This window comes from Streptomyces sp. NPDC048603 (assembly GCF_043199475.1).
Lineage (GTDB): Bacteria > Actinomycetota > Actinomycetes > Streptomycetales > Streptomycetaceae > Streptomyces.
Genome location: NZ_JBICVY010000010.1, coordinates 70,257 through 89,241 on the forward strand (window position 1 = coordinate 70,257; position 18,985 = coordinate 89,241).

Consider the following 18,985-nt stretch of genomic DNA (forward strand, 5'->3'; position numbering starts at 1 on the left):
ACGAAAGGCGGCGGGATGACGGTCCCGGGACGCAGGAGCAGCACCTTCATCCGGCTGCTGCGCAGCGGGTTCACCGACCCCCAGGCCGCCGCGCGGCTGCTCGACTCCGAGGCGCTGGCCGCCGTACGGGCCGATCCGGTCCTGCTCGACGCACTCGGCGCGACCGCCGACCCCGACCTCGCGCTGCGCGGCCTCGTCCGCCTCGCCGAGGCGCAGCAGGAGTCGGACCCGCCCGCGCTGCTCCCCACCCTCATCACCGCCAAGCCGCTGCGCGACCGGCTCCTCGGGGTGCTCGGCGCCTCCGAGGCCCTCGGCGACCACCTGGCCCGCCACCCGCGCGACTGGCAGGCGCTGGTCACCTACGAGGCGGCCGATCTGCACCCCGGCCTCGCCGAGTTCGAGGAGGGACTGGCCGAGGCGCACGACCCGGTGACCCTCCGGGTCGCCTACCGCCGCTGCCTGCTCTCCATCGCCGCCCGCGACGTCTGCGGCACCACCGACGTCGCCCAGACCGCCGCCGAACTCGCCGACCTCGCCACCGCCACCCTCCGCGCGGCCCTGCGGATCGCCTCCGCCGCGGCCCCCGAGGACGCCGCGCAGTGCCGGCTCGCCGTCATCGCCATGGGCAAGTGCGGCGGCAACGAGCTCAACTACGTCTCCGACGTCGACGTGATCTTCGTGGGGGACGCCGCGAACGGCGCCGACGAGGCCAAGGCCCTGCAGGCCGCCACCCGGCTCGCCTCGCACCTGATGCGGATCTGCTCCGAGACCACCGTCGAGGGCACCATCTGGCCCGTCGACGCCAACCTCCGCCCCGAGGGCCGCAACGGCCCCCTGGTCCGCACCCTCGCCTCACACCTCGCCTACTACCAGCGCTGGGCCAAGACCTGGGAGTTCCAGGCCCTGCTCAAGGCCCGCGCGGTGGCCGGCGACGCCGAACTCGGCGCCGCCTACATCGATGCCATAACGCCCATGGTCTGGCAGGCCGCGGAACGCGAGAACTTCGTCGCCGACGTACAGAAGATGCGCCGCCGCGTCGTCGACAACATCCCCGCCTCGCACGTCGACCGCGAGCTCAAGCTCGGCCCCGGCGGCCTGCGCGACGTCGAGTTCGCCGTCCAGCTGCTCCAGCTCGTGCACGGCCGCAGCGACGCCACCCTGCGCTCCGGCACCACCCTCGACGCCCTGCACGCCCTGGCCGCCGGCGGCTACGTCGGGCGGGCCGACGCCGCCCAGCTCGGCGACGCGTACCGGTTCCTGCGCGCCATGGAGCACCGCATCCAGCTCTACCGGCTGCGCCGCACCCACCTCGTCCCCGAGGACGAGGCCGACCTGCGCCGCCTCGGCCGCTCCATGGGCCTGCGCACCGAACCCGTCGCCGAGCTCAACAAGGCCTGGCGGCGGCACGCCTCCGTGGTGCGCCGACTGCACGAGAAGCTGTTCTACCGGCCGCTGCTCGACGCCGTCGCCCAGCTCGCCCCCGGCGAGACCCGCCTCTCCCCGGCCGCGGCCGGACAGCGCCTGGAGGCCCTCGGCTACGCCGACCCGGCCTCCGCCCTGCGCCACCTGGAGGCCCTCGCCTCCGGAGTCACCCGCAAGGCGGCCATCCAGCGCACCCTGCTGCCGGTGATGCTCGGCTGGTTCGCCGACTCCGCCGACCCGGACGCCGGGCTGCTGAACTTCCGCAAGGTGTCCGACGCCCTCGGCAAGACCCCCTGGTACCTGCGGCTGCTCCGGGACGAGGGCGCCGCCGCGGAGAACCTCGCCCGGGTGCTGTCCGCCGGCCGCCTCGCCCCCGACCTGCTGATGCGCGCCCCCGAGGCGGTGGCCCTCCTCGGCGACCCCGAGGGCCTGCAGCCGCGCACCCACGAGGCCCTGGACCAGGAGGTGCTGGCCGCCGTGGGCCGGGCCGAGAACCCCGAGGCCGGCGTCGCCGCCGCCCGCGGGGTCCGCCGGCGCGAGCTGTTCCGTACCGCCGCGGCCGACCTCATCGCCTCGTACGGCACCGAGGACCAGCCCGTCACCGAGGACCCCGGCGTCCTCGTCGACCGGGTCGGCGACGCCGTCTCCGACCTCACCGCCGCCACCATCGGCGGAGCCCTGCGCGCCGCCGTACGCCACCACTGGGGCGAGACCCTGCCCACCCGGTTCGCGATCATCGGCATGGGCCGGTTCGGCGGCCACGAACTCGGCTACGGCTCCGACGCCGACGTCCTCTTCGTCCACGAGCCGCGCGAGGGCGTCGACGAGCAGGAGGCGGCGAAGGCCGCACAGACCGTCATCGCCGAGATGCGCCGCCTCCTCCAGCTCCCGACCGCCGACCCGCCGCTGCTGATCGACGCCGACCTGCGCCCCGAGGGCCGCTCCGGCCCGCTGGTCCGCACCCTCTCCTCCTACGCCGCCTACTACCGGCGCTGGTCGCTGGTCTGGGAGAGCCAGGCCCTGCTGCGCGCCGTACCGGTCGCCGGCGACGAGGACCTCGGCCGCCGCTTCACCGAGCTCATCGACCCGCTGCGGTACCCGGCGGAAGGGCTCGGCGAGGACGCGGCCCGCGAGATCAGGCGGCTCAAGGCCCGGATGGAGTCGGAACGCCTGCCGCGCGGCGCCGACCCCACCCTGCACACCAAGCTCGGCCGCGGCGGACTGAGCGACGTGGAGTGGACGGTCCAGCTGATGCAGCTCCGCCACGGCTGGGCCGAGCCGGGCCTGCGCACCACCCGCACCCGTGCCGCGCTGGCGGCGGCCTCCGCGGCCGGACTGATCCCCACCGACGAGGCCCAGGTCCTCGACGAGGCGTGGGTCCTGGCCACCCGGGTGCGCAACGCGGTGATGCTGGTCCGCGGCCGGGCCGGGGACACCTTCCCCTCGGAGGCCCGCGAACTGGCCGCGGTGGGCCGCTACCTCGGCTACGGAGAAGGCCGGGTGGGCGAGATGCTGGACGACTACCGCCGCGTCACGCGCCGCGCCCGCGCGGTGGTCGACGACCTCTTCTACGGCGCGTAGCGGCGGCCCCGGCGGCGGCCCGCCCCGCCCTTCAGCCCCGGGACGGCCGGTGCGGCCCCAGTTCGCGGAGGACGTCCGCCAGCTGGGGCGCGGTCAGCGGCACCGACGGCAGTGCCGTGGCCTGCGGGCGGAGGCCGTCCAGGAAGAGGGACAGGCAGCGGCGCCAGCCGTCCGGGACGACGGCCGTGAGCGCCGGGACGGCGCGGCCGAGGGCGGCCAGGGTGAACAGCAGGTCCTCGCAGGCGAGGTCCGGGCGTACGGTCCCCTCGCGCTGCCCGCGTTCCAGCAGCAGCCGGACCGTCTCGTGGTTGTGCACGTGCACCTCGTCCAGCGAACGGACCCCCTCCAGGCCCGTGGTCATCAGGTCGTTGGTGCCGCGGTCGGCGGCCAGCACCGTGAACACCGCCTCCAGGTAGCCGGTCAGGCCCGTCCAGGCGTCCGCGGCGGCGCGGGCCTCCTCGCCCGCTTCCACCGTCCCGGCCAGCGCGCCCCGGAAGACCTCGTCGACCAGGGCGGCGCGGGTCGGGAAGTGCCGGTACAGGGTGGCGTTGCCGACGCCGGCCCGGCGGGCGATGTCGTCGAGCGGGGCCTCCAGGCCCTGCGCGGCGAACGCCTCGCGGGCCGCCGCGACCAGCCGCTCCCGGTTGCGCCGGGCGTCCCGCCGCACCGGCCCCGACTGTTCCGTTCCGCTCCGCACCATGCGTGCCCAACTCCTCGCCGTCCGGGCCCGGTCTCCCGGCCCGATCCACCGGGGATCACTCCCCGGTACGCATGGTAGCCTCGGCGCCGAGAAACGGGGAGGGCTCCCCGTTTTCGGCTCGGGAGGGGACGGTGACCATGAAGGACGCGACGGGCGCGGCACTGGTGCTGGGCGGCGGCGGACTGCTCGGCGGCGCATGGACCATCGGGATGCTGGCCGGACTGGCACAGGAGGGGGTCGACCTCACCGGCGCCGACCTGATCCTCGGCACCTCCATGGGAGCGGTGACCGGAGCCCGGCTCGCCGCCGGGCAGCACCTCGACCGCCTCTACGCGGCGGAACTGGCCGGAGGCAGCCCGGTCGACGTCACCGTCACCGCGGGCCAGACCGCCCGGTACCTGTGGGCGGCGCTCGGCTCCCGCGACCCGGAGCGCGCGATCCGCCGGCTCGGCCGGGCCGCGCTGGCCGCCCGTACGGTCCCCGAGGCGGAGGTCTTCGCCGCGGTGGACACCCTGCTCGACGGGGTCCGGGACTGGCCCCGCAGGGACGTGCGGTTCGCCGCCGTGGACGCCCTCTCCGGAGCCCTGCGCACCTTCGGCGTCCGCTCCGGGGTCAGCCTGACCGAAGCCGTCGCCGTCAGCTGCGCGGTCCCGCTGGTCTGGCCCGCCGTCACCCTGGACGGGCGCCGCTGGATGGACGGCGGCACCCGTTCCACCGCCAACGTCCACCTGGCACACGGCTACGGCCGGGTCGTCGCGCTCGCGCCGGTCCCCAAGGCCGTCGGCCCGCACCCGGACGCCCGGACCCAGGGCGCCGAACTCGCTGCCGCGGGCTCACGGGTGAGCGTGCTCACCCCGGACCGCGCGGCCCGGAGGGCGATCGGACGGAACCTCCTCGACCCCCGGCGCCGCACCGCGGCGGCCCGGGCCGGCCACGCCCAGGGCGTCACGAGCGCGCCCGCGGTGGCCGGGGTGTGGCACCGCCAGGACGCGTGACGGAGAAGGGGAGAGAGAAGAGGGAGGAGAAGGAGGGGGCGCTCAGGCCCGGGCCCGGACCCTGACCCGGGTCAGCAGGGCAGCCGCCGGATGCGGGCCGGTCTCCCGCGGGTGCTGCGGCAGGCGGTGGGGGAGGGCGCCGTACCAGGCGCGCGAGACGGCGTAGCCGAAGGCCAGGCACAGCATGCCGCCGACCGCGTCCAGCCAGAAGTGGTTGGCGGTGGCGACGATGACCACGAGGGTCGCGGCCGGGTAGAGCAGGCCCAGGATCCGGGCCCAGGGCGCCGCGGCCACGGCGAAGATCGTCAGGCCGCACCAGAGCGACCACCCTATGTGCATGGAGGGCATGGCCGCGTACTGGTTCGACATGTTCTTGAGGTTCCCGGAGGCCATCGAGCCCCAGGTGTGGTGCACCAGGACGGTGTCGATGAAGTCCTGGCCGTTCATCAGCCGGGGCGGCGCCAGCGGGTAGAGGTAGTAGCCGACCAGGGCCACACCGGTGGTGGCGAACAGCACCAGGCGGGTGGCGGCGTACCGGCCCGGGTGCCGGCGGTAGAGCCACACCAGCACGCCGATGGTCACGATGAAGTGGAGCGTGGCGTAGTAGTAGTTCATGCCCACGATCAGCCAGGTCACCGAGTTCACGGTGTGGTTGACCGTCTGCTCCACGGCGATGCCGAGCGACTGCTCGACGTCCCAGATCCAGTCGGCGTTCCGCATCGCGGCCGCCTTCTGCTCGGGCACCGCGTTCCGGATCAGCGAGTACGTCCAGTAGCTCACCGCGATGAGCAGGATCTCGAACCAGATCCGGGGGCGACGGGGGGTGCGGAGCCGGCCCAGAGCGGCACGCCGGTCCTCCGGGCGGTTACCCGTTCCGCTTGTGGCGGGTGACGAGGTGTCCGTCCGGGTCTCCAGTGTGTTCACGCTCGATTCACCCATGGGGAGAGAGTCTGCCAGATGGCCGACCACGGGCGATCCTCCCTCGGGACGGTCTTCCGGCCCACCCGTCCGCCTTGGGGACGATACGTCCCGGAGTGCCGCACCGGGCATCTTCCGGGGAACTTCCCGCAGCCGCTCCGGACATACCGGCCAAAGCCCCGCCTCAGGCCCGGCCCGGCCCCGAGGCGGTGCTGCCCCGGACCACCAGCTCCGGCATGAAGACGAACTCGCTGGGCGGGGCGGGCGTACCGCCGATCTCCTCCAGCAGGGTCCGAACCGCCGCCTGCCCCATGGCCTGCACCGGCTGCCGGATGGTGGTCAGCGGCGGGTCGGTGAACGCTATCAGCGGGGAGTCGTCGAAGCCGACGACCGAAACGTCCTGCGGGACCCTCAACCCCTGCTGCCGGGCGGCCCGGACGGCACCCAGCGCCATCATGTCGCTGGCGCACACGATCGCCGTGCAGCCCCGCCCGATGAGCGCGGTCGCGGCGGCCTGCCCGCCCTCCAGCGTGTAGAGGGAATGCTGGATGAGCTCCTCCGCCTCCGCCTCGGTCATGCCCAGCCGCTCCTGCACGGCGGCCCGGAAGCCCTCGATCTTGCGGAGCACCGGCACGAACCGCTTGGGCCCGACCGCCAGCCCGATCCTGCTGTGGCCCAGCGCGGTGAGATGGGTCACGGCCAGGTGCATCGCTGCCCGGTCGTCGGGCGAGACGAAGGGGGCCTGCACCTTGTCGGAGAAGCCGTTGATGAGGACGTACGGAACGCCCTGCCCGCGCAACTGCTCATAGCGGGTCATATCGGCGGTGGTGTCCGCGTGCAGTCCGGAGACGAAGATGATGCCCGAGACCCCGCGGTCGACGAGCATCTCGGTGAGCTCGTCCTCGGTGGAGCCGCCGGGGGTCTGGGTGGCGAGCACCGGGGTGTAGCCCTGCCGGGTCAGTGCCTGCCCGATGACCTGGGCCAGCGCCGGGAAGATGGGGTTGTCCAGCTCGGGGGTTATCAGCCCGACCAGTCCGGCGCTGCGCTGCCGCAGCCGTACGGGCCGTTCGTACCCGAGGACGTCGAGCGCGGCCAGCACGGACTCGCGGGTGCCCGCGGCCACGCCGGGCTTGCCGTTCAGGACCCGGCTGACCGTGGCTTCGCTGACCCCCGCCTGAGCTGCGATATCGGCCAGCCGCGCGGTCATAGGACCGGACCTTACAAGGTCTCCGCTCATGCTGCCCACCACGTGCACGAATCCGCGGGAAGCAGCACGCTGCGGGCGCCGGGCTCGACGGGGGCGCTCGACAGCACCGGGCGTCCCGGAACGGGCATTTCGACCGGTTCCGGCCGGGTGTTGACCGTGCAGGCGAAGCCCGGCCGGGAGAAGAACAGCACCCCCTCCGGCGAGGGCAGCCAGCGCAGCGGCCCGGAATCGGGGGAGCCGAGGCCGGGCAGCGCCCGGCGGAGCTCCAGGGCCGCCCGGTACAGCTCCAGCGTGGAGTGCGGGTCGCCGGTCTGCGCGGCCACGGTCAGCCCGGCCCAGTCGGCGGGCTGCGGCAGCCAGCTCCCGCCGGGCCCGAATCCGTACGGCGGCTCGGTCCCGGACCAGGGCAGCGGCACCCGGCAGCCGTCGCGCAGCCCGTCCTGGCCGGCCGTACGCCGGTACGCCGGGTCCTGGCGGAGGTGCGGCGGCAGGTCGGCGACCTCGGGCAGGCCGAGCTCCTCGCCCTGGTAGACGTACGCCGACCCGGGCAGCGCCAGCATCAGCAGGGCGGCGGCCCGGGCCCGGCGCAGGGAGCCGTACCGGGTGCGGTGGCGGACCACGTCGTGGTTGGACAGCACCCAGGTGGTGGGGGCGCCCACGGCATGGGTGGCGGCCATCGACTCGTCGATCACGGTCCGGATGGCCGGGGCCTCCCAGGGGCACTTCAGGAAGCGGAAGTTGAACGCCTGGTGCATCTCGTCCGGGCGGACGTACAAGGCCAGCCGCTCCGAGCTGGGCGCCCAGGCCTCGGCGACCCCGATGCGCTCGGCGCCGGGCGTTCCGTAGCGGTCGAGCAGGGCCCGCCAGGAGCGGTGGATCGTGTGCACGCCCTCCTGGTCGAAGAAGGGCAGCGGCTGGGAGCCGATCAGGGTGGCCTGCTCGCCGGCGCCCACGTCGGGCAGTCCGGCGGCCTTGACCATGCCGTGCGCGACGTCCACCCGGAAGCCGTCCACGCCGAGGTCCAGCCAGAAGCGCAGCACGGCGGCGAACTCCTCCGCGACCTGCGGGTGCTCCCAGTTCAGGTCCGGCTGCTGTGGGGCGAACAGGTGCAGGTACCAGTCGCCGGGGGTGCCGTCGGGGTCGGTGACCCGGGTCCAGGCGGGGCCGCCGAAGACCGACTCCCAGTCGTTGGGGGGCTCGGCGCCGCCCGGGCCGCGGCCGGGCCGGAAGTGGTAGCGGTCCCGGAGGTCCGGGCGGGCGAGCGCCTCCCGGAACCACACGTGCTCGTCGGAGGTGTGGTTGGGGACCACGTCCACGATCACCCGCAGGCCCAGCGCGTGGGCGGCGCGGACCAGGTCGCGGGCGTCCGCGAGCTCGCCGAAGAGCGGGTCGACGGACCGGTAGTCGGAGACGTCGTAGCCGCCGTCGGCCTGCGGGGAGGCGTAGAAGGGGGTCAGCCAGACGGCGTCCACCCCGAGCCGGGCCAGGTGCGGCAGCCGCTCGCGGATCCCCCGCAGGTCGCCGACGCCGTCTCCGTCGCTGTCGGCGAAGGAGCGGACGTACACCTGGTAGATCACGGCATCGCGCCACCAGCCGCGGCTCGCCGCGGCTCCGCTTGCAAGGTTGCGGCAAGTGTTTCCAGCGGCACGGCAATCGCTTGCAAGGCCGCGATCGGTGAGCTCCTGGGTCATACCGGGTCAACGCGAGGGGCACCCAACGGACACGCGGATGTAACAATCGCCTCCGCTTGCAGAAAATTGCGGCAAGGTCTTTCGGTCTGCTTTCAGCCTTGTTACGTTCCTGGCAACTCGGGACCGCGAGGGCGCGGCCGGGATCATCGAAGGAGTTCATATGCGGCGTGGCATAGCGGCCACCGCGCTGGTCGCGGCCCTGGCGCTCGCGGCGACGGCTTGCGGCGGTGACGACAAGGACAGCGGCGGCGACGCGGCGACCGGCGGAGAGCTCTCCGGCACGGTCACCTGGTGGGACACCTCCGGCGACGCCGAGAAGGCGACCTTCCAGAAGATCGCCGAGGCCTTCACCGCCAAGCACCCGAAGGTCACCGTCAAGTACGTCAACGTCCCGTACGGCGACGCGCAGAACAAGGTGAAGAACGCCTTCAGCAGCGGCTCCGACGCGCCCGACGTGATCCGCGCCGACGTCGGCTGGGTCGCCGACTTCGCCTCCCTCGGCTACCTCGACGAGGTGCCCGCCGGGACCGCGAAGAAGGTCGACGCCGACTTCCTGAAGCAGGCGGCCGCCAGCGGCAAGTACGAGGGCAAGACCTACGCCGTCCCGCAGGTCATCGACACCCTCGGCCTCTTCTACAACAAGAAGATGCTGGCCGACGCCGGGGTCCAGCCCCCGAAGTCCCTGGAGGAGCTGAAGACCGCCGCCGCCACGATCAAGGCGAAGACCGGCAAGACCGGCCTCTACCTGCGCGGCGACGACTCCTACTGGAGCCTCCCCTACCTCTACGGCGAGGGCGGCGACCTGGTCGACGCCAAGACCAAGACCGTCACCGTCGACAACGAGGCCGGCGTGAAGGCCTTCAAGGCCGCCCGCGACCTGGTCACCTCCGGCGCCGCGACCACCAACGCCACCGACGGCTACGTCAACCAGCAGACCGCCTTCAAGACCGGCCAGGTCGCCATGATGATCAACGGTCCGTGGGCGGTCGCCGACACCTACGCCGGTGACCAGTTCAAGGACAAGGCCAACCTCGGCGTCACCGCCGTCCCGGCCGGCTCCGCCGCCCAGGGCGCCCCGCAGGGCGGCCACGACCTCGCCGTCTACGCCGGTTCCAAGAACCGCTCCGCCGCGCACGCCTTCGTCGAGTACATGACCTCCCAGGAGGTCCAGGTGCAGACGACCAAGGAGCTCAGCCTGCTCCCGACCCGGACCGCCGCCTACGAGCAGCCGGACGTCAAGGGCAACGAGATGGTCGCCTTCTTCAAGCCCGCCGTGGACAAGGCCGTCGAGCGCGCCTGGATCCCGGAGAACGGCAGCCTCTTCGAGCCGCTGAAGGTCGAGTGGACCAAGGCCGTCACCGGAGCGTCGAGCCCCGAGGACGCGGCCAAGGCCGCCGGCGCCGAATTCCGCAAGATCCTCAAGGGCTGGAAGTAAGGATCACGATGGCTGTCCACACCAGCCAGTCGGTGGCGAAGGCCGCGGGTGAGGAGATCACCCGCGGCCCGAGCCGCGGGCGGCTCCGCCGCGCACTGGCCACCCACTGGTACGCCTGGACGATGGTCGCCCCCGTGGTGCTCGTCCTCGGCGTGATCATCGGCTGGCCGCTGGTCCGCGGCGTCTACCTGTCGCTGACCGACGCCAACGAGCGCAACGTCGCCCGCACCATCGGCGCCAACCACATCGAGGCCACGTACGAGTTCGTCGGCCTCGACAACTACACGGCCGTGCTCGGCGACCCGGTGTTCATGCAGCGGCTGGTGTGGACGGTGATCTGGACCGTCGCCTGTGTGTCGATCACCTTCGTGCTCGGCCTGGCCCTGGCCAACATGCTCAACCGGAACTTCCGCGGCCGGGCCGCCTACCGGATGGCCCTCATCCTCCCGTGGGCCGTCCCCGGCTTCGTGTCCGTCTTCGCCTGGCGGTTCCTCTTCAACCGCGACAACGGCATCCTCAACAAGCTGCTGGAGGGCGGCGGCATCGCCGGCGTCCCGTGGCTGGACGACCCGACCTGGGCCAAGATCGCGGTCATCGCCGTCAACGTGTGGCTCGGCGTCCCCTTCATGATGGTCGCGCTGCTCGGCGGCCTGCAGTCCATCCCCGGCGAGCTCTACGAGGCCGCCGAGATGGACGGCGCGAGCGCCTGGCAGCGGTTCCGCCACATCACCCTGCCCGGACTGCGTACCGTCAGCATGACGGTGATCCTGCTCTCCACCATCTGGACCTTCAACATGTTCCCGGTGATCTTCCTGCTCACCCGGGGCGGGCCGGGCGACGCCACCGAGATCCTGGTCACCCAGGCCTTCCGCGAGGCGTTCGTGGAGAGCCCCCGCGACTTCGCCGGATCGGCCGCCTGGGGCGTGCTGATCCTGCTGCTGCTCATGTTGTTCGCGCTGGTCTACCGGCGTTCGCTGCGCAAGCAGGGAGAGGTGTGGTGACCATGGCCACCTCCGTACGCAACCCCCGCACCGTCCGCCCGCGCGGCACGCGCTCGCCGCTGGCCTCCTTCGGCCTGCACGCCACCCTGGCGGTCGCGTCCGTCATCGCCGTCTTCCCGGTGCTGTGGGTCCTGCTGACCTCGCTCAAGCCCGCGAACCAGGCGATGACCACGGACTTCGTGAAGGAACCCACCTTCGCGAACTACGAGCACCTGCTCGACGACACCCACTTCCTGGACTGGTTCGGCAACTCGGTGCTGGTCGCCGGCGTCACCACCGTCCTCGGCGTGTTCATCGCCGCCACCACCGGCTACGCCGTCAGCCGCTTCAAGTTCCCCGGCATGCGGCCGCTGATGTGGACCCTGCTGATCACGCAGATGTTCCCGATGGCCATCCTGATCGTCCCGCTCTACAACCTGATGGGCGACATGGGGCTGCTCAACCAGCCGCTCGGCCTGATCATCACCTACCTCACCATCGCGGTGCCGTTCTGCGCCTGGATGATGAAGGGCTTCTTCGACACCATCCCGGTGGAGATCGACGAGTCCGGCCGGGTCGACGGCCTCAACCCCTTCGGCACCTTCTGGCGGCTGATCCTGCCGCTCGCCAAGCCCGGCCTGGCCGTCACCGGCTTCTACTCCTTCATCACCGCCTGGGGCGAGGTCGCGTACGCCTCCGCCTTCATGGTCGGCGAGGAGAACCTCACCCTGGCCGGCGGCCTGCAGACCTTCGTCACCCAGTACACCTCCAACTGGGGTGCGATGACCGCCGCGTCGGTGCTCATCGCCGTCCCCGCCGCCGTCTTCTTCGTCTTCGCCCAGCGCCACCTGGTCGCAGGCATGACGGCCGGCGCCACCAAGGGCTGACCGCGGGGCTGACCCCGCCGCGGTCGACGAGGGCCCGGGCCTCCGCACAGGGCCCGGGCCCGCCCAGCCGACGCACGTACCGCCTACGCACGCACCGCCCGACGCACGTACCCGTTCCAGCACGGCACCGCCCCCGACCACGGCGGCGCCGTCCCACCCCGAAACCTTCAGGGATGACATGACCCAGCACCTCGCTGCCCCCGCCGCCGCACCGACCACCGGCACGCACACGGGATGGTGGAGAGACGCGGTGATCTACCAGGTCTACCCGCGCAGCTTCGCCGACGGCAACGGCGACGGCATGGGCGACCTCGCGGGCGTGGTCGGCAGACTCCCCTACCTCAAGGAGCTCGGGGTCGACGCCGTCTGGCTGAGCCCCTTCTACGCCTCCCCGCAGGCCGACGCGGGCTACGACGTCGCCGACTACCGGGCCATCGACCCGATGTTCGGCACCCTGCACGACGCCGACGCGCTGATCCGCGAGGCCCACGCCCTGGGCCTGCGCATCATCGTCGACCTCGTGCCCAACCACTGCTCCGACCAGCACGAATGGTTCAAGCAGGCGCTGCGCGAGGGCCCCGGCTCCCGGGTGCGCGAGCGCTTCCACTTCCGCCCCGGCAAGGGCGAGAACGGCGAGCTGCCGCCCAACGACTGGGAGTCCATCTTCGGCGGCCCCGCCTGGACCCGCGTCGAGGACGGCGAGTGGTACCTCCACCTCTTCGCCCCCGAGCAGCCCGACTTCAACTGGGACCACCCGGCCGTCCAGGACGAGTTCCGCTCGATCCTGCGCTTCTGGCTGGACCTGGGCACCGACGGCTTCCGCGTGGACGTCGCCCACGGCCTGGTCAAGGCCCCCGGCCTGCCCGACATCGGAGCCAGGGACCAGCTCAAGCTGCTCGGCAACGACGTCATGCCGTTCTTCGACCAGGACGGCGTCCACGAGATCTACCGCTCCTGGCGCCGGATCCTCGACGAGTACGAGGGCGACCGCGTCCTGGTAGCCGAGGCCTGGACGCCCACGGTCGAGCGCACCGCCCGCTACGTCCGCCCCGACGAGATGCACCAGGCCTTCAACTTCCAGTACCTGACGACGGACTGGGACGCGGCGGCCCTCCGCGAGGTCATCGACGGCTCGCTGGAGGCGATGCGCCCCGTCGGCGCCCCCACCACCTGGGTGCTGTCCAACCACGACGTCACCCGGCACGCCACCCGCTTCGCCAACCCGGCCGGCCTCGGCACCCAGCTGCGCGAGCCGGGCGACCGCGAACTGGGCCTGCGGCGGGCCCGCGCGGCGACCCTGCTGATGCTGGCGCTGCCCGGCTCGGCTTACGTCTACCAGGGCGAGGAGCTCGGCCTGCCCGACGTCACCGACCTGCCAGACGAGGTCCGCCAGGACCCGTCGTTCTTCCGCGCGGCCGGCCAGGACGGCTTCCGCGACGGCTGCCGCGTCCCGATCCCGTGGTCCGGCACGCAGGCCCCGTACGGCTTCGGCACCGGCGGCAGCTGGCTGCCGCAGCCCGACTCCTGGGCGGAGCTCAGCGTCGAGGCGCAGACCGGCGACCCGTCCTCCACCCTGGAGCTCTACCGCACCGCCCTGCGGCTGCGGCGCGAGCGCCCGGAGCTGGGCGCGGGCGACGGGGTGGAGTGGCTGGCCGACGCCCCGGCGGGTGTCCTGTCCTTCCGCCGCGGCGATGTCGTCTGCACGGCGAACACCACCGGTACGGCGATACGGATCCCCGTCCCCGGCGAGGCCCTGCTCTCCAGCGGCGCCCCGGCCGAGGACGGGCTCCTGCCCGCCGACACCACGGTGTGGTGGCAGGTGACGTCGGGGTGACCCAACCTCTCCGGCTGACGGACATCGCCGCGCAGGCCCAGGTCAGCGAGGCGACGGTCAGCCGTGTGCTCAACGGCAAGGCGGGCGTGGCGGCCGGCACCCGGCACAAGGTGCTCGCCGCCATGGACCTGCTCGGCTACGAGCGCCCGGTCCGGCTGCGCCGCCGCAGCAACGGCCTGGTCGGCCTGCTCATCCCCGAGCTCACCAACCCGATCTTCCCGGCGTTCGCGCAGGTCATCGAGCAGGCGCTGGCCGGGCACGGGTACACGCCGGTGCTGTGCACGCAGACCCCCGGCGGGGCGACGGAGGACGAGCTGGTCGAGCAGCTGGAGGAGCGCGGCGTCACCGGCATCGTGTTCCTCTCCGGCCTGCACGCCGACCGCGCCGCCGACCCGGCCCGCTACCAGGGCCTGGTGGCGCGCGGGCTCCCCTTCGTCATGATCAACGGCTTCAACGAGCACGTGAACGCCCCGTTCGTCTCCCCGGACGACCGCGCGGCGGCCCGGATGGCGGTCCGCCACCTCGCCGACCTCGGCCACGAACGCATCGGCCTCGCCATCGGCCCGACCCGTTACGTGCCCTCGGCCCGCAAGGCGGAGGGCTTCCGCGCGGCGATGGCGGAACTGGGCCTGCCGTGCGCCGAGGCGGACGTCCAGCCGACCCTGTTCAGGGTCGAGGGCGGCCACGCGGCGGGCGGCGCGCTCATCGACCGGGGCTGCACGGGCATCGTCTGCGGCAGCGACCCGATGGCACTCGGCGTGATACGCGCCGCGAGGGAGCGGGGGCTGCGCGTCCCGGAGGACGTCTCGGTCGTCGGCTTCGACGACTCCCCGCTGATCCCGTTCACCGACCCGCCGCTGACGACCGTGCGGCAGCCGGTGCGGGCGATGGCGACGGCCGCGGTCGGAGCCCTGCTGGAGGCGGTCGGCGGTACGCCGGTCCAGCGCACGGAGTTCGTCTTCCAGCCGGAGCTGGTCGTACGCGGCTCCACCGCCCAGGCCCCGTAAGGGGCCCCACGAACTCGGGGCACATCCCCGAGACCCCGCCAGGTGCCGGGGCCCTCTGTCCAGGGCCCCGGCGCTGTCGTTTCGTCGCGTCTCGTCAGCTGTGCGGGGTGGCGTGACTGCGAGAGTTATCGGTGGAGCGGTTCCTCGGAGAGGGCGTCACGGAAGGCCTGAACGATGTCCTCGGGTGCCGGCGAATCGCCGGACGCGCACCGCAGGCGGTCCGCGAGTGCGCTGTCGTTCCGCTCTTCGAGCAGCGCGTGGCAGTCGTCGCAGAGATAGATCCGGCTGGGCAGGGTGAAGGACCTGGGTGATGCCGATCTGGGCGCGAGTCGGTACGTCCAGGTCACGTCCGGCCGTCCGCAGATCAGACAGGCCTGGTGGCTCCAGGTGATTTCGGGTCCTTGTGGGTCCGGGTCGGGACTGTAGGACCCGTGGTATTCGCGCATGGCGGGCCTCGGGAGACGGGGTGGACCGTCAGTTGCCGGTTCCGGTGGCGGGGGCGAGTTTCCAGACGCCAGAATAGCGCCGGATGTCCCAGCCCCGGTATTTGACGTGGACGACCGGTGGGTATCCGGGCCAACTGATGTGGTAGGCGACCATGGGGAACTTCGTTCGGTCCGCCTCGTGGGCACCGAAGTCGCGGTTGAGGTCGTGAGCGTAGGTGCCGGTCGATCCTCGGACCGGATCGTCCGAGTGGTGTCCGTTCGCGGTCGCGTCGTTGGTGTCGCACGTCCAGTCGGTCTCGTTGGGGACGCTGACTCCGCAGTAATAGTCGTAGCTGAAGGAATACGGGTCACCGCTCCAGTGATCAGTCAAGAGCCCCAGGGTCCAACGGTGCGATGAGCCCCCGTGTAGCGTCTGTTTCAGCTGCACTTTGACGGAGGCCTTGACCGTGCACCTTCCGTTGTCGCACCGGTCGAGCTTGGCCATCCCGGAGTCGGATTTGTAGTGGAAGCTGTCGGCCTTGTTGTTGCCGTGCAGGCTGTATCCACGTGGCGTGACCGTCCGTAACTCCCTCTCGGGGCCGTTCGTGGTGGTGACACTGCCATCCTGTGCGGCCTGCTGGGCGTCGCTGGGTGACGAGCCGCTCCTGGCCGGGGTGATGGTGACGTTTCCCGTGTCCAGCCGGGTGATCAGCGACGAGCCGTCGCCGAACTCGACCACGGTTTGGTAGTACTCCGACTCGGTTGGATCCGACGGACGCGGTGCAGTACCGGTTGCGAGCAAGGCGGCGGCAACGGCGCAAGCTGCTGCCGTGAATCGCCGGGAACCGATCTTCCGGAGGCGTCCCGACGCCGGCCTCAGGGCTGACCCGCTCTCACTCTGTAGGCTATTGGTGACTCTGTGTCGCATCCCTGCATTCTTGCCTGAAGGGGTGGAAGAAGCCGGAAGGCGCACTCGTCGACCGGGGCTGCACGGGCATCGTCCGCGGTGGCGACTCGATGGCGCTCGGCGCGATACGCGCCGCGCGGGAACGGGGCCACTCGGGGCACATGCCCGAGACGCCGCCAGGTGCCGGGGCCCTCTGTCCAGGGCCCCGGCGCTGTCGTGTCCGGCCGGCTATCTGCGGGTCGCGTGGCCGAGGAAGGCGCCCCAGGCGGTGGGGGAGAGGCTGAGGTGGGCGCGGTGGGGGCGCTTGGAGTCCCGGACGAGGACGGCGCCGGGGGAGCCGGCTGCCTCGACGCAGTCAGGGCCGTCCGCCGTGCTGTAGCTGCTCTTGAACCAGGCGACTTCGACGCACTCGTTGCTGTCGCTCGGGCTGTAGCTGCTCTTGAACCAGTGCAGTGCCGCGCGGTCTCCGTGGGACAGTTCGATTCTCATGTCTCCCCCAGAAGCTTTTCGATGAAGGCCAGCGACTCCCGTGGGGTGAGAGCCTGTGACCGGATGATCCCATACCGCAGTTCCAGTAGCTGGATGCTCTTGGCGTCCGTGATCAGACGGCTCGGCAGCTGACCTTCGACGTACCCGACGCTGGAGCCGTCCCTGAGTTTCAGGACCTGAAGGTGTCCACCCATGCCTGCGTGGTCTTCGCAGTTGGTCGGCATCACCTGGATCTCAACGTTGCGCATCCTTCCGATGTCGAGCAGATGAGCCAACTGTCCACGCAACAGCTCGCGCCCTCCTATCGGCCGTTCCAGCGTGACCTGCTCCATCACGAACGACAGGGCGGGCGGCGGCTGCCGTTGGAGCACTTCTTGCCGGGCCATACGCGCAGCCACGTACCGCTCCACCTCGTCCGGAGTGAACGCCGGCCGCCGCATCTCGTACAGCGCTCGGGCGTACTCCTCGGTCTGGAGGAGGCCGTGAACGTTATGGTTCCCATACGCGTTGAGCTCTACCGCAGTGGACTCCAATTGGGCCAGATCGCGCACCCTCTTGGGATAGCGAGCCTTCTCGATATCGGCCTTCATCGCCGAGATCTTCCCAGAAGCCCCAAGAATCTCATCGGCCTTGTCCAGGAATTCCGGGCGGGGAATGCGGGCGCCGCGCTCGATCTTGTAGATCAGTTCCTGGCTGTACCCCATGCGCGTACCGAACTGCGCGCGGTCGAATCCGCCCGCCTCGCGCCACATTCTCAGCTGCCGCCCCACAGCGGCGATCACCGCTCCGGACTCGTCCTCGGGATCGAGCTCCCAGCTCGACTCGTCCGTGCCGTCTGTGCTCAACTTCCACCTCCGCGTGGACTGGCGGTACAGGTCGGGACCGCCCTGGACACGGGCCGTACACAGCGGCCCCGCCCCTTCTCAGGCTACGCACGGCCGACCACGCTGAGTGACGTGAATCAGGAAATCTCCTTCGCCGTCACCCTGCCCGCGACCCCGCGCGGAGCCCGCCTCGCGCGTCGGCTGGCCGTCGCCCAACTGGCGGCTCACTCCGTGCCCTTCGAGGACGCGGCGCAGGTCGTCGCGGAACTCGCCGGCAATGCCGTGACGCACGGCCGCGTGCCGGGACGCGGCTTCCGCCTGTCCATGGACGTACGGCCCGGCCGCACGCTCCGTATCGAGGTTTCCGATACCCGGTCCGAGACCGCTCCGCCGCTCGCGGTCCAAGTCCCGTCGGTCGAGGCGGAGTCCGGCCGCGGACTGTTCCTGGTGTCGGCTCTCGCCGCGCGCTGGGGTGCGCACCAGGAACTCCCGCCCCTCAAAACGGTGTGGGCGGAAATCGATCTTTCCCCCGCCAATTCACCGGATCGGGGATCCCGCGACCCGGCCGACCGTGCCTCGGTTCGGCTCGACGCCTAAGGGCAAACAACCGGGGGAAATGACCTCGCCAACCTCCCCCCTCCCCCTCTCACTCGGACGGGTGAAATGGGCCAAGCCAGCTGGCGAATATGCCAATTGGCGGGGCAGGATCTGCCCGACAACCCCAGACACGCGAACGGCCCCCGTACGGGACTGGCATCCCGGCCGAGGGCCTCGCCGCAGAGGAAGCTACAACCTTCCCGATGGCTGATCAGAACCTTAGCGCGCCCAGGCGCGCCCTGTACGGCATCCAGCACGACAACCGTGTCCTGCGTGACCGGTACGTGAAGATCGCGAACCACCTGGCCCAGCACCGCGAGCTGAGCATCACGGCGATCGGACTGGCCACCCACATCCAGTCGCTCCCGACGGGCGCCAAGGTGACCATCAAGTCCCTCTCCGAGCGCTTCCCCGAGGGAGAGGTACGCATCGCGGCCGCCCTGCGGGAGCTGGAGGAACACGGCTACCTGCGCCGATACCGGGACAGGCTGCCCTCGGGGCGCATGGTCAGTCACGTCGTCTCGTACAACGTCCCGCACGCCTTGCGGCGGGACGACGAGCCCGCGCCGGAGCCGCCCGCCCCGCTGCGGGAAGCCCCCGAGACGCCGGAGGCACCGGAGCCGGAGGCCCCGGACGGGCCGACGCTTCCCGCCACGCCCGCCCTGCCGCAGCCCTCCGCCGAGGCAACCCCCGAGCTGCACGCTCAAGCAGCGGAACTGCTCGCACGGCTGCGGCTGCGCGACCCCCGCCTCATCCTCTCCGAACGGGACGTGAACCGGCTCGCCCCCGCCGCCACGGCCTGGCTGGAACGCGGCGTCCGGCCGGCCGTGGTCAGCGGTGTGCTGTCCGAGGGCCTCCCGCCGGAGCCGATCCGGGCCCCCGCGGCGCTGCTGGCGCACCGGCTCCGCGAACTCCTGCCGCCCGTCCTCCCGGCCGCCCATCCGTCGGCGCCGCTGCCCCCGGACCTGACGATCCACCCCCTCCGGACCTGTGACGACTGCGACCTGGCCTTCCGCGCCCCGGCCCCGGGCCGCTGCGTGGACTGCGCCGCCAAGCCGGCCGCCACGGCGGCCTGAGCGTGACGCG

16 protein-coding genes are annotated in these 18,985 nt (G+C 72.0%); 9 read left to right on the top strand and 7 right to left on the bottom strand.

Annotation, left to right across the window (positions count from 1 at the left end; all coding sequences use genetic code 11):
- Positions 1-15: 15 nt before the first annotated feature.
- Positions 16-3,003, top strand: coding sequence for a bifunctional [glutamine synthetase] adenylyltransferase/[glutamine synthetase]-adenylyl-L-tyrosine phosphorylase (locus tag ACGFQ9_RS24950; RefSeq protein WP_393576650.1), 2,988 nt, complete (start codon positions 16-18; stop codon positions 3,001-3,003).
- A gap of 31 nt (positions 3,004-3,034) precedes the next feature.
- Here ACGFQ9_RS24950 and ACGFQ9_RS24955 read toward each other — a convergent pair whose 3' ends face one another.
- A complete protein-coding gene (locus ACGFQ9_RS24955) occupies positions 3,035-3,703 on the bottom strand; it encodes a TetR/AcrR family transcriptional regulator (RefSeq protein ID WP_393576652.1) in 669 nt (222 codons plus the stop codon).
- Between the two features lie 137 nt (positions 3,704-3,840).
- Here ACGFQ9_RS24955 and ACGFQ9_RS24960 point away from each other — a divergent pair, with 137 nt between their 5' ends.
- Positions 3,841-4,698, top strand: coding sequence for a patatin-like phospholipase family protein (locus ACGFQ9_RS24960; protein WP_393577085.1), 858 nt, complete (start codon positions 3,841-3,843; stop codon positions 4,696-4,698).
- Positions 4,699-4,740: 42 nt separating this feature from the next.
- Here ACGFQ9_RS24960 and ACGFQ9_RS24965 read toward each other — a convergent pair whose 3' ends face one another.
- The 3 genes from ACGFQ9_RS24965 to ACGFQ9_RS24975 all read right to left on the bottom strand — a co-directional run bounded on the left by ACGFQ9_RS24965 (position 4,741) and on the right by ACGFQ9_RS24975 (position 8,514).
- Complete coding sequence (locus tag ACGFQ9_RS24965; protein WP_393576654.1) at positions 4,741-5,637, bottom strand: phosphatase PAP2 family protein; 897 nt, start codon at positions 5,635-5,637, stop codon at positions 4,741-4,743.
- A gap of 163 nt (positions 5,638-5,800) precedes the next feature.
- The gene (locus ACGFQ9_RS24970) at positions 5,801-6,823 is read right to left on the bottom strand and encodes a LacI family DNA-binding transcriptional regulator (RefSeq protein ID WP_393576656.1); all 1,023 of its coding nucleotides are present in this window, start codon (positions 6,821-6,823) and stop codon (positions 5,801-5,803) included.
- Between the two features lie 26 nt (positions 6,824-6,849).
- Positions 6,850-8,514, bottom strand: a complete 1,665-nt coding sequence (locus ACGFQ9_RS24975; RefSeq protein WP_393576658.1) for a glycoside hydrolase family 13 protein — start codon at positions 8,512-8,514, stop codon at positions 6,850-6,852.
- A gap of 160 nt (positions 8,515-8,674) precedes the next feature.
- On the opposite strand from ACGFQ9_RS24975, the gene ACGFQ9_RS24980 reads away from it, so the two are divergent.
- From ACGFQ9_RS24980 to ACGFQ9_RS25000, 5 genes are all read left to right on the top strand, one after another.
- The gene (locus ACGFQ9_RS24980) at positions 8,675-9,949 is read left to right on the top strand and encodes an extracellular solute-binding protein (protein ID WP_393576660.1); all 1,275 of its coding nucleotides are present in this window, start codon (positions 8,675-8,677) and stop codon (positions 9,947-9,949) included.
- 8 nt (positions 9,950-9,957) lie between these two features.
- The gene (locus tag ACGFQ9_RS24985; protein ID WP_393576662.1) at positions 9,958-10,950 is read left to right on the top strand and encodes a carbohydrate ABC transporter permease; all 993 of its coding nucleotides are present in this window, start codon (positions 9,958-9,960) and stop codon (positions 10,948-10,950) included.
- A gap of 2 nt (positions 10,951-10,952) precedes the next feature.
- Complete coding sequence (locus ACGFQ9_RS24990; RefSeq protein WP_393576663.1) at positions 10,953-11,816, top strand: sugar ABC transporter permease; 864 nt, start codon at positions 10,953-10,955, stop codon at positions 11,814-11,816.
- Positions 11,817-11,994: 178 nt separating this feature from the next.
- The gene (locus ACGFQ9_RS24995) at positions 11,995-13,650 is read left to right on the top strand and encodes a glycoside hydrolase family 13 protein (protein WP_393576665.1); all 1,656 of its coding nucleotides are present in this window, start codon (positions 11,995-11,997) and stop codon (positions 13,648-13,650) included.
- Positions 13,647-14,657: a LacI family DNA-binding transcriptional regulator gene (locus ACGFQ9_RS25000; RefSeq protein ID WP_393576667.1), complete on the top strand. Its 1,011-nt coding sequence runs from the start codon at positions 13,647-13,649 to the stop codon at positions 14,655-14,657. Before ACGFQ9_RS24995 ends, ACGFQ9_RS25000 begins: the two co-directional genes overlap by 4 nt.
- A gap of 474 nt (positions 14,658-15,131) precedes the next feature.
- Here the strand turns inward: ACGFQ9_RS25000 and ACGFQ9_RS25005 are convergent, their stop codons facing one another.
- The 3 genes from ACGFQ9_RS25005 to ACGFQ9_RS25015 all read right to left on the bottom strand — a co-directional run bounded on the left by ACGFQ9_RS25005 (position 15,132) and on the right by ACGFQ9_RS25015 (position 17,323).
- A complete protein-coding gene (locus ACGFQ9_RS25005; RefSeq protein WP_393576669.1) occupies positions 15,132-15,821 on the bottom strand; it encodes a hypothetical protein in 690 nt (229 codons plus the stop codon).
- Positions 15,822-16,217: 396 nt separating this feature from the next.
- Complete coding sequence (locus ACGFQ9_RS25010; RefSeq protein WP_393576671.1) at positions 16,218-16,478, bottom strand: DUF397 domain-containing protein; 261 nt, start codon at positions 16,476-16,478, stop codon at positions 16,218-16,220.
- The gene (locus ACGFQ9_RS25015; protein WP_393576673.1) at positions 16,475-17,323 is read right to left on the bottom strand and encodes a helix-turn-helix domain-containing protein; all 849 of its coding nucleotides are present in this window, start codon (positions 17,321-17,323) and stop codon (positions 16,475-16,477) included. Before ACGFQ9_RS25015 ends, ACGFQ9_RS25010 begins: the two co-directional genes overlap by 4 nt.
- Positions 17,324-17,434: 111 nt before the next feature.
- Here ACGFQ9_RS25015 and ACGFQ9_RS25020 point away from each other — a divergent pair, with 111 nt between their 5' ends.
- Entirely contained in the window at positions 17,435-17,899 is a 465-nt protein-coding gene (locus ACGFQ9_RS25020; RefSeq protein ID WP_393576674.1) for an ATP-binding protein, read from the top strand.
- A 203-nt stretch (positions 17,900-18,102) separates the two neighbouring features.
- Positions 18,103-18,975: a helix-turn-helix domain-containing protein gene (locus ACGFQ9_RS25025; RefSeq protein ID WP_393576676.1), complete on the top strand. Its 873-nt coding sequence runs from the start codon at positions 18,103-18,105 to the stop codon at positions 18,973-18,975.
- The last annotated feature ends 10 nt before the right edge of the window (positions 18,976-18,985 follow it).